The sequence below is a fragment of the Flavobacterium ginsenosidimutans genome (assembly GCF_037478105.1).
Classification (GTDB): Bacteria; Bacteroidota; Bacteroidia; order Flavobacteriales; family Flavobacteriaceae; genus Flavobacterium; species Flavobacterium ginsenosidimutans.
Genome location: NZ_CP147988.1, coordinates 1731173 through 1742993, shown reverse-complemented (window position 1 = coordinate 1742993; position 11821 = coordinate 1731173). Strand labels below are relative to the sequence as shown.

The following is an 11821-nucleotide window of genomic DNA, read 5'->3' as shown; positions in this document are numbered from 1 at the left end:
GTTTATCGGCTAAAATTATTATTTATGAAAGGTTTTCTAAGTCTGGTTTTGATGAGTTTTGCGTTGTTGTCTTGTAAAAAAGAGAATGTTGAAAGCAAAGAAAATATAAGTAATGCAGAAGCGGTTTCCTTTGCAGGAAAATCAAACAGCACAGATTCTTTATATACGATTGCTTATCTTCCTACTTCGACAACAAATCAGGTTGTAAAACATCAATATTATACTTTATCTTATAGTGAAAAGTTTGAACAAGCAGAATGGGTTGCTTACGAATTGAAAAAAGAATATCTAAAGAATCACGATTATAAAAGACCTTATTTTATAGAAGATCCAAAAGTAACGACAGGTTCTGCAGATTGGAGAAACTATAAAAAATCAGGTTATGATAAAGGACATCTTTGTCCTGCGGGTGATATGGAGTTTAATAAAGATGCTTATAATGATACTTTTTATACTTCAAATATTTCTCCACAAAAGAAAGAATTTAATGCTGGAATTTGGAATAGACTAGAGCAGAAGACACGTTATTGGGCAGGAAAATACAATGATATTTATGTCGTTACTGGCGGGATTCCGAAAGATTCAGATAAAAAAATAGGAACAGAAAAAGTTGCTGTTCCTAAATATTTCTATAAAATCATTTTAGCTAAAACTGGTAAAGAACACAAAGCAATTGCTTTTTTGGTTCCAAATGAAGAAAGTGATAAATCTATTTACGATTTTGTTGTTCCGATTGAGACTGTAGAAAAAATGACCGGAATTGACTTTTTTCCAAATCTTAAGAATTTAAAAAGTAGTAAGGATTTTTAAATCTGCGATTGTTTCTGTTGGGTTTTCAGCTTTAAAAACAAAGCTTCCAGCAACTAAAATATCTGCACCAGCTTCTACTAATTGTTTTGCATTTTTGCTAGTCACACCACCGTCAATTTCAATTAATGTTGAAGCATTTTTGCGTGTGATCAAAGCTTTTAGTTTTCGAACTTTGTCATAAGTGTTTTCAATGAATGATTGTCCACCAAAACCAGGATTTACACTCATGATGCAAACTACGTCGATATCATTTATGACGTCTTCTAGTAAGTCAACATTTGTATGCGGATTCATTGCTACTCCAGCTCTCATTCCTTCTGCTTTTATTGCTTGAAGTGTTCTGTGTAAATGTGTGCAAGCTTCATAATGTACAGTTAGTCCATTTGCTCCTAAACCGGCAAAAGTCTTAATGTAACGATCTGGATCAATAATCATTAAATGTACATCGATATATTTTTTTGCATGCTTTGAAATAGCTTCTAAAACTGGCATTCCAAAAGAAATATTCGGAACGAAAACTCCATCCATAATATCGATATGGAACCAATCAGCTTGACTGTTGTTGATCATTTCGACATCACGCTGTAAATTACCAAAATCTGCAGCAAGAACAGAAGGAGCAATAAATGTATTTTTCATTGTGTGTTGTTTTGTAGCAAAGATAAAGTTTAACCGCAAAGTTCGCTAAGATTTACGCAAAGTTCGCAAAGTTTTTTGTTTGTAATTGTTTAAGAAAATAAAGTTCACAAAACTTTGTGTTCTTTGAAAGCTTTTGGATTAACAGTTAAAATAGCTTTGTGGACTTTGCGAAAAACCTTTGTGCACTTTGCGTTAAAAAAAAGAATAAAAATAAAAAACTCCGGTAATCAGCCGGAGTTTCAATCATCAATCAAAAAACGAACAGTCAATCAAACTGTTGTTTGCTTTACAAAGGTTTCATGTTTCATGTTTCAAGTTACACGAAGCAACCTGAAACTTTAAACCTGAAACAAATATTGTTTATCCTAAATAAGTTTTAAGGATTTTACTTCTAGAAGTGTGTTTCAATCTACGGATTGCTTTTTCTTTAATCTGACGAACACGCTCACGAGTAAGGTCGAAAGTTTCTCCAATTTCTTCAAGAGTCATTGGGTGCTGATCGCCAAGACCAAAATACAAACGAACAACATCTGCCTCTCTTGGAGTTAATGTTTCTAAAGAACGTTCGATTTCAGTACGAAGAGATTCGTGAATTAATTCTCTATCTGGATTTGGAGATTCGCCAGAACGTAATACGTCATAAAGGTTAGAATCTTCTCCTTCAACAAGAGGAGCATCCATAGATAGGTGACGTCCAGAGTTTTTCATAGACTCTTTTACGTCATTTACAGTCATGTCAAGTTCTTTTGCAATTTCCTCAGCAGAAGGCGGACGCTCGTTAGATTGCTCTAATAACGCATACATTTTGTTGATTTTATTGATAGAACCAATTTTATTTAATGGTAAACGTACAATACGAGATTGTTCAGCTAAAGCTTGAAGAATCGATTGACGAATCCACCATACAGCGTAAGAAATGAATTTGAAACCACGAGTTTCATCAAAACGTTGAGCCGCTTTAATTAAACCTAAGTTTCCTTCATTAATTAAATCTGGAAGAGTTAATCCTTGATTTTGATATTGTTTAGCCACAGATACTACGAAACGTAGGTTGGCTTTTGTTAGTTTTTCTAAAGCTCTTTGATCACCAGCCTTTATTCTTTGTGCTAATTCTACCTCTTCATCAGCGGTAATTAGGTCAACTTTTCCAATTTCTTGTAGATATTTATCTAACGATGCAGTTTCACGATTAGTTACCTGCTTGGTGATTTTAAGTTGTCTCATGTTGTTGTCTCCCTATTTTTAAAGTGTACAAATGGTTATACGTAAGGAGTATCAAAAAAGTTACAATAATTATTTATTTTTTTTTAAATAAATCGTAATTATTTGTAAATGAGTAAATTTATGCTGGTAAATTAAATAAAAAAAGCCTTGTTCTCATTTCTGATTAAGGCTTTTTTGTGATCTTTAAAGAGTAGAATTGCTATTTTACAGTAATGTTTTTAGAAACATAAATTGGCTGTCCGTTTTCGGTAAAACCTTCTAAAACAACTTCAAAATTTCCTTTAATGTCTGAAGTGTAAAAAGATAATTGATCTTCTTTAGTTTGTAATTTCACATCAGGTTTCCATAACAATTGATATCTGTAATCTGGAATACGCTGCAATTTATTTCCGGCAGCATAATCTGGATTGTTGTATACTTTCTGAGGATTTGGACGCTGAATTTCCATTGTTTTCAAATATTTCTTTGCATAATTCTCTGAAAATTCATTGTTTTTAGTTTCAAAACTAATCAAACCTCCATATAGATTTGGACCATAAACGTAAGGTTCAGAAATTAAACTGACTTTGTTTACGTTCCCCATATTGTATTCAAAAAGATCACTTGGATCTTGAATTAATAATCCGTCAACAAGCACCATTGGCGGGCCGTACATTTCTAGGTCTTTATGGTCATTTCTAATGTGAAGTTCATATTTTCCGTTATTTCTTCTGTAATACAGTTCAATAAGAACTTCTACAATATTTTCTTTTAAAGTAGGAAATCTTGTGTAATCGTCTAAAATATAGGTTTTTTCAATTGTACTGAAGAATGGATTCATAACTGCTTCAGTAACTAAACTATCTTTTTTAATTTGATAGTAAGCGTTTTGAATTTGGCTAGCCGTAGATCTTTCTTCAATATCTTTTTTAAGTTCTGGTGATAAATTAAGTTTTGAAGTGAACTGTAATGAAGACGCATCAAATTTTGGAAAAGCATCTAAATTAACCGTATAATCACCTCTTTTCTCGTCTATTACTTGTAAAATCGCATTAGAGAAATTAGGAAATTGATCTAATAAAAATGCAAATTTTCCTTGCGCATTTGTCTTTACAATTTTTAAAACATATTCTTTTCCAGGCAATGATAAAGCAATCGATTTGTCACCAACATTTTGATTACTGCTTGATGTAATGTAGCCTGTAATAAGTTCAGACCTTACTTCTGGAATATAAGTAAACGAACCTGCCGTAAAATTAACATAGCTTTCTGCAGATTTCTTAGCAAATTCTGCTGGCGTAAGCTGTTTTAAAGTTGGAATTTGATCTGTTTTTCTAATAGAAACAGAATAATTTCCTTTTTCAATGGTTTCAGTTAAAGACTTCAGTTTTAAATTGACTTTTTCTCTCGTGTAATAACTTTCTTTGTCAAATTCAAAATCAATTCTTTTGTCATTTCCTGTATTTGAATTTATGGTTTGAATTGCCGTTGCAGTATTTTGCGGGTTAATAAGATCAAATGTGATATTATCATTTGGCTCTTGAGTTTGAAATGGATTGATAATGAAAATATCTATTTCATGCTTTTGTGAATTTGGATTATTCAGCATCCATTTTGTATAAGCAATGACTTTGTAATTTCCAGTTTTTAAAGTCGTTGGAATAAAGTATTCGCCAGTTCCAATTCCGTTATCAAGGTATATTTTATTTTTTTGAAGTGATTTTTTCTCACTGTCAATTAATTCAACATAAGCAATTTTACTTATTTGGCTGGGTTTATTGTTTAAAGGATTTAAACAATATAGTTTGAAATACATTGTTTCTCCAGTTAAAAAGCTACTTGTGTTCGAATGAAGAAAAATAGTTTCTTGCGTTGAAGTGGTTGGTATATCGTTTTTGTTTTGTGAATTCTGAGCATAGATAAATCCGTTTTGAATTAATAAAAACATCAAAAGCATCAAATGTTTAATTCTGCCTAGAATATTAGTCTGATTATATATTGAAAAGTGTTTCATGAGATTTAAAAAGTATATTAATCTATCCAAAAAGAAGGAACGATATTAGAAGAAAATGTAGTGCAGTCTCCACAAGGAGTATTTACCATATAGTAAAGGCTTTGTGCCTCATTTGCGGAATAGTGAGCTAGAGTGTAAGTGTTAATTCGTGAACGCAGAATTGCTCCTTTGCATTCCGGATTCTCTGAATCATCACAATTTTTAAATTCCTGTATATCACAATTGCTTTCATAATATGGAGGTAGAGGTTCATTTGGGAATAAATCAGCATAATTAAAATAAATTCTTTCAGAAGAAACTGCCGAAACTTCAAAAAAACCAATAACTTTTTCGTCTGGATTTTCATCAGATTTGATATTTCCATAAAAGAAACCTGGTTGCTTTGGAGAAAGAACACCTCCGGAAGATGATAAATCTCTTAATGTTTTATAAAAGGTATAAGCTGCCAGATTTTGGATATATTGCTTTACGAAAATTGTATATCGGTGAGATATAATATAGTTTTGGTCACTAATAAAGCGAACTGGAAAATGAACTCTATCTTCACTGAGGCTATTTGTGCTATTCACTATAATTTCGTCCGATTTTTTAGTAGAATAACAAGTTTTAGTTTCTTTCGTTCTCGGGCTTATAAAAATACTGGTTCCGTTTGTTGTTGTTTGTCTAAAATCCCACATTGGAGCTATGATTTTATACGTCTCGGTATATTCATATCTGTAATACTTTGAAGTGTTAGTAGGATCGTAACCATTTACATTTATTTGAACGCCTCTTTGACCATTAACCGTTTCTACAGTTGCGGTTACATTATCTATTTTAGTTTCCGTGGTTAATGTTTGTTGGTCAGAAGAATAGCTTTTACCCTCTTTTGTTGTGATTTTTAATTGATATTTTTTTCCTGGCTCAGCTTTAAATGGAGTTATAGAAGTATAAACAGTGTCTTGTTCTTCAAATTGATATTCTGTTCCTTGGTCATCTAAAAGATAAACGTTTGCTCCTGATTCAAATTTTGGACCTGTTTCTTCGAGTTGAAACACTTGGGAGAGCCTGATAACTTGATTTTTAAATTCATTTGTAATCGTTCCCTCAACAACAAGTGCACTTTCAAAATCACCATTTTTAAAAGCATACTGTTCTGTACAGCTGTTTAAAACAAGTGCCAGAAAAAATATGGTTATTATTTTATATTTAATATAATATTTCATGTTTTTAATAGAATTTATTCTACCCAAAAAGGAGGAACAATATTAGATGAAAATGTTGTACAATCTCCACACGGAGCTTTAACCATAAAATACTTAAGCCCGCTAGAAGATAAATACACTATGCCACGACCTCTAATTGCTGAACGTAATTGTGTGCCACTACATGGCGGATCACCTAAGCAGTCGGTATATTCTCGGATATAACAATCGCTTTCATAATAGGGAGGTAATGGTTCATTAGGGAATAAATCTGAGTAATTAAAGAAAATCCTTTCTGAAGAGACAGAAGAAACTTCAAAAAAGCCAATTACTTTTTCATCTGGATTATCAACAGATTTTATATTTCCATAAAAAAAACCTGGTTGTTTTGGAGAGAGAACACCTCCTGAACTTGATAAATCTTTTAAAGTTTTATAATAAGTGTATGCCGCTAAATTTTGAACATATTGTTTTACAAAAATGGTGTAGCGGTGTGTGATTATATAGTTTTGATTGCTAATAAAACGTACAGGGAAATTCACTCTGTCTTCGCTAAGACTATTTGTGTTGTTTAGAATTATTTCATTCGATTTTTTAGTAGAATAGCATGTCTGGGTTTCATATTTTCTCAGGCTTATAATAATATCTTCCCTCGCAGGAGAACCAGGGAAATCTTCATCTGGATTTGCTGGAACTGCCGGTACATCGATAACATTTGTTTCAAAAGGACTCCATAAAGGGGCTTCAATCTTATAAGTTTCTACATATTCATATCTGTAATATTTAGAAGTATTACTTGGATCAAAACTGTTTACATTAATCTGGGCGCCTCTTTGTCCATTAAAGGTTGTTGCGGTTGCTGTAATATTATCAATTTTGGTTTCTGTAGTTAAAACTTGTTCATCTGAAGTATAGTTTTTTCCTGCACTTGTTCTAATTTTCAATTGGTATTTTTTACCAGGTTCTGCTTTAAAAGGAGTTATAGATGAATATAGCGTATCTTTTTCCTCAAATTGATACACATTTCCTTGATCATCAGAAACAGATACACTTGCTCCTTTTTCAAGTTTAGGACCGCTTTCTTCAAGTTGATAAACCTGAGAAAGTCTTATAGTTTGATTTTTAAGCTCATTTGTAATAGTTCCTTCCACTACAAGTGCACTTTCAAAATCATTATTCTGAAAAACATACTGTTCAGTACAACTACTTGCAGCAAATACAAGAGTTAACAAAAGAGTGATTTTATATGCAAAATTTTTCATGATTTTAGAACTTGAAATTATAGGTAATACTTGGAATTGGAATAGAGAAAATAGATGTTTTATAGGCCTTGATTTGTCCCTCTTTTGTAACAAAGAACACAGAATAAGGATTATTGCGCCCTAACACATTATAAACTGAAATATTCCAAAAGCTATGTGCTAACTTTTTGATTTTATGATTTCCTTCGATGTTCAAGCCAATATCAAGTCTGAAATAATCAGGAATTCTGTATTTATTACGATCACTATAAACCGTATATTGCTCGTTTCCATAATCGTATTTACCGATTGGATAGGTAATAGGCCTTCCTGTTTGATAAGTAAAGTTACTTGAAAAACTATAACGTTTTGTAAACTTGTAGTTTAAAACAGCGCTAAAATCATGTGGTTTATCAAAATTAGAAGCAAAATATTTGCCGTTGTTTACTTTTTCTTCGTTAAACTGACTGTCAAGTTTTATTAAAGATCTTGAATACGTATATCCAAGCCATCCATTTAATTTACCAACTTGTTTTTTTACTAATACTTCGACTCCGTAAGCTTTTCCTTCGCCTTGTAAAAGTTCTGTTTCGATATTATCATTCAATAATAATTCAGCACCAACTTTGTAGTCTAAGATATTTTTAGATCTCTTGTAATATCCTTCTAAACTAAGTTCAATATCGCCATCTTTTAAATTTTTGTAGAAACCTAAAGAAACTTGTTGCGCACTTTCTGGCTTAACATTTAAATCTGAAAGTTTCCAAATGTCTGTTGGAGATTGCGTTGTATTATTTGATAATAAATGAATGTACTGATAAGTTTTATCATAACTCGCTCTGACCGAGAAATCATCTGTAAGGAAATATCTAGCGGCAATTCTAGGCTCTAAACCTCCGTATCTTTTAATTACTTCATTATTACCATAGGTTTTTGTATCAATAACAGTTGCATCACTAATAGGAACATTATCTTCATAAATTCTTTGAGTAGATTTCCCTAAAGCAGCAAAAGTGGAATATCGTAAACCAAAATCAAGCAAGAATTTGTCGCTTATTTTAAAATTGTCGCCAATATATGCCGCAGATTCTAATCCTTTTTCTGTTTCAACATCAACAGGAACTAATGTCGATTCAGGATTTTTAGGATTCAAATATCCTGGGTCAACAGAATATAATTTTGTCGAAAGACCATAGCTGAATTTATGCTTTTCGTTGTATAAATAATTCATTTTCAGCATCGCCTGAGTTTCATTGATTTTATAGCCAAAATCAAAATTATTAACCCCTTCAGATTCGTAGTCAATGTTGAATTTGTATTCGCTATTAGTAACAACCAAAGAACCTTTGTTTTTCTCGTTGAAAGTATGATTCCATTTTAAAGTCGCTAATCTATTGCTGTATTTATACAATGAATCTGATGATACACTAAATTTATCATGGCTATAGTAAAGCGTAGATTCGATATCATTGTTGGCATTTATTTTATGATTGTATTTTAGAATGAAATCATAAAAAGAAGCTTGACTGTTTTTCAAGTTTTCGTCATCTAAGCTTTTTAAAATCCAATCAGAATAAGTTGCTCTTCCTCCTACAACCAAACTAGATTTTCCTTTTACAACAGGAGTAGAAAGCATTAAATTGCTGGTTACTGGCCCAATACCGCCTTCACCTTGAAACTCATCGAAACTTCCAGTTTTAGAAGTAATGTCAAAAACAGAAGATAATCTTCCTCCAAATTCAGCTGGAATACTACCTTTATAAATGTCAACTTTTTTAGTTGTATAAGGGTTTAAAGCTGTAAAAAAGCCGAAGAAATGTGACGGATTGTACAACGTAGCATTGTCAAGCAAGAATAAGTTTTGATCTTCTTTACCACCTCGAACATTATATCCAGCAGAACCTTCACCAGCAGTTTTTATTCCAGGCATTGTCAAAGCCACTTTAAGAATGTCACGCTCGCCTAGCACCAAAGGAACATTTTTAATTCCTTCAGCATCAATCGTAGTTACACCAGTAATTGCTGATTTTGCAGTTTTACTTTTGTTTGTTTTAATTAAAACTTCATCAAGCTGATTTATATCTTCGGTTAACGAAAAGTTCAACGATCCATCGTTATAAACCATGATATTTTTAGTCACTTTGTTATACGAGAATGTCTCCGTTTCAACAACATTTAAGCCTCCTGGAACTTGTAGACTATAATATCCTTTTTTATCAGTTGTGGCAGAATATTCTGTGTTTGGTATTTTTACTAAAACATTAGCAATTCCAGCATTGTTTTTTCCGCCTCTAATAATACCAGATAAGGTATAAGTTTTCTTTTTCTGATTTTTTACTTCTTTACCAATTAAAACAATATCCCTAATATTTTTATTTGGGTTTCTTGAATTGGTCTTTTTGATCGAATCATATTGTTGATAGAAAATTGGGCTGATCATTCCGTTTTCGTCTCTTTCAAGAGGAATTCCGAAATAATCATCAGGCAATTGACTGTAGATGATACTGTTATTTGTAACTATAACTTTGTTTTCTGAAACGTAAAAGTTGAAGCTTGTGTTCTGAAAAACATCTTCCAAAACTTCACCAATTCTAACTTCTTTATATTGTTTAGATATTGAAGTGCTGTCGTTTTCTAGCCATTTTTCATCAAAATAGAATTTGAAATAAGATACTTTTTCGATGTCTTGAATGGCAGTTTTTATATTTGCATTTTTAAATTCAACCGTTATTTTGTCGCTGATTACTTGAGAATAAATTATTTGTTGAAAGGCAATTAAAAATAGAATAAGAGTAATTTTTTTCATTTAATTAGAACTTTTTTTTAAAAGACCATTGATTTGTTTTGTTAGATTTTCCATGAATTTCATCTTATCGGAACGCTCTAATTTTTTATCAGTATTATAAATAGTGCTGATATCTTTTTTATAGTCAGGGAAAATTTTCTTGAAATCTTTCTCCGATTCTACTTTGTAGAAATGGTTGTTGTACTTTAGGAAGTAATTGATTTTATAGATGAAATTGTAGTAAACACCGTCAGACTGGAAGACTTTTACCTTTTCTTTATAATGTTTAATATAAAGAGAGACGTTGTCGCCGGCGTAGTTTTCTTCATAAAAACCTGGAGCAATATCATTAACTTTATTTAGGTCAGATTTTATGTTGACAAACTTTTTGTTTTTAATGAAAAAATAATCAACTTTTTCACTGATTAGATTAATCGGTAAGTTTTCTGAAGATCCAGTTTGTTTGTAAACAACTTGGTCAGTTAAAATGTCGTATTTAAGATTAACATTAGAATAAATCTGACCTTCAAAACTGATGTCGCCAATATTAAACTCTTCAGTATAATACCTGCTTTTACCAGCAATTGGGCGAAAAGGTTCGCTATGAACTATTCCGTTGTTAATATTTAAATTGTCTTTTCCGACTGTTTGGTCGAAGTAATCGTATAATGAAGATTTTTCAGCAGATTGTGAGTACAGATACGATATATTTAATAGGCTTGCAAATAGCGATATATAAATCGCTTTTTTTTGGTGATTTTTCAAAGGAAATGTGATTTTTTGTTTTTGGATTGATTGGTTCCAAAAGTATTAAAAATATGTTATAAAAATCACTTTATAGTGTTAAAATGTAATAAAAATTTTATTTTATTAGGTTGAATTGGGTGAAAATTATACTTAAAGTATATTTTACGTTAAAAATGCAAATCCACTTGCGAGTTTATTTTTTCGATGTAGTATTCAATTTTTCGAATCGTTCGATTAAAAAATAAATTTTGCTCTTTTATGCCAGACTTCTTAAGCGGTATTGAGTTTTGAATTTGTTGTTTAAAAAACTGATGAACGTTTTTGCAGCTTTCTTCATTATCGGTAATAAAATACCCTAACAATGTATATGGAATAAACATGGTTAGTTTTTGATCTGTTACGATAAGCATATTATTGTTTAATAATATGAGTTCGTTGTAATAAATCGAAAAGTTATCTTGTGAGTTGTTACATTTTTCTTGTATTAAATTCACAATTCGTTTTAAGTCTTTGCATAATGCATTTGCACTATTTAAACTAAGCAGGCCAGCTTCATAGAAATATAAAATCTGTTGTAAACTGCTGTTTATAGTTGTGTCATTCCAAATTTCGTTGACAATTGTCTTTTCGTAAACCTTTTTTAGCTTCTGCATATATTCAGAAAAAGATTCCTCGATTACGAAGTTTTCAAATGAGACTTTTTTTTGATTATTATTTAAAAGATTAATCCAAACAAAAGCTTTGAATTTTGAAAGAATCGTTCCTTCCATAAAATAAAATAAAGGAATGTCTTTTGCAGAATAATAAAGAGTTGTTTTGGGATTTTTGGTTAATATTTCAATTTGTTCTGCCGATGATTTGAAATATTCCAACATATCTTTCATCGTTGTAATTTCAATTGTTTTCTCTACAATTACTTTTTCTTTCTTTGAAAATAATTTATCTAAAGAAATATTGAAATGATCAGCTAGTCTGACGGTTTCATCTATTGAAAATTTACTTTTTTGAGATATTCTGCGATGAGAAGCATCGTAACTAATTTCTAAAACAGAAGCTACTTCTTCTATTATAGAAACTGATTGTGGAATTTTATTCCGAATAGCTTTTAAAAATGATTCTTGGTGTTTCATATTTGCGATAATCACAAATATATGAATTTGTTTTATTGATTACTGCAAAATTAAATGCGATAACTGCA

The 11821-nt window shown here is 31.1% G+C and carries 9 protein-coding genes; 1 reads left to right on the top strand and 8 read right to left on the bottom strand.

Annotated elements, in window-relative coordinates:
• Window positions 1–24: 24 nt before the first annotated feature.
• Window positions 25–810 (top strand): DNA/RNA non-specific endonuclease, encoded by a 786-nt coding sequence (locus V6624_RS07715; protein ID WP_111288354.1) that lies wholly within the window; start codon window positions 25–27, stop codon window positions 808–810.
• Here the strand turns inward: V6624_RS07715 and rpe are convergent.
• The 8 genes from rpe to V6624_RS07675 form a co-directional block, all read right to left on the bottom strand.
• On the bottom strand, window positions 787–1449 hold the full coding sequence (gene rpe / locus V6624_RS07710) for a ribulose-phosphate 3-epimerase (protein ID WP_111288352.1): 663 nt from the start codon (window positions 1447–1449) through the stop codon (window positions 787–789). The two genes, V6624_RS07715 and rpe, sit on opposite strands and share 24 nt — an antisense overlap.
• 360 nt (window positions 1450–1809) lie before the next feature.
• Window positions 1810–2673 (bottom strand): sigma-70 family RNA polymerase sigma factor, encoded by an 864-nt coding sequence (locus tag V6624_RS07705; RefSeq protein ID WP_007804760.1) that lies wholly within the window; start codon window positions 2671–2673, stop codon window positions 1810–1812.
• A gap of 199 nt (window positions 2674–2872) precedes the next feature.
• Window positions 2873–4666 carry a hypothetical protein gene (locus tag V6624_RS07700; protein WP_338841464.1) on the bottom strand — a complete coding sequence of 598 codons (1794 nt, stop codon included), beginning with the start codon at window positions 4664–4666 and terminating at the stop codon, window positions 2873–2875.
• A 17-nt stretch (window positions 4667–4683) separates the two neighbouring features.
• The gene (locus V6624_RS07695) at window positions 4684–5871 is read right to left on the bottom strand and encodes a DUF4249 domain-containing protein (protein ID WP_338841463.1); all 1188 of its coding nucleotides are present in this window, start codon (window positions 5869–5871) and stop codon (window positions 4684–4686) included.
• Window positions 5872–5885: 14 nt separating this feature from the next.
• Window positions 5886–7112 (bottom strand): DUF4249 domain-containing protein, encoded by a 1227-nt coding sequence (locus V6624_RS07690; protein ID WP_338841462.1) that lies wholly within the window; start codon window positions 7110–7112, stop codon window positions 5886–5888.
• A 4-nt stretch (window positions 7113–7116) separates the two neighbouring features.
• Window positions 7117–9897: a TonB-dependent receptor gene (locus V6624_RS07685; protein ID WP_338841461.1), complete on the bottom strand. Its 2781-nt coding sequence runs from the start codon at window positions 9895–9897 to the stop codon at window positions 7117–7119.
• A complete protein-coding gene (locus V6624_RS07680; RefSeq protein ID WP_111288342.1) occupies window positions 9898–10641 on the bottom strand; it encodes a hypothetical protein in 744 nt (247 codons plus the stop codon).
• Between the two features lie 149 nt (window positions 10642–10790).
• Window positions 10791–11753 (bottom strand): hypothetical protein, encoded by a 963-nt coding sequence (locus V6624_RS07675; RefSeq protein ID WP_111288340.1) that lies wholly within the window; start codon window positions 11751–11753, stop codon window positions 10791–10793.
• Window positions 11754–11821: the final 68 nt, after the last annotated feature.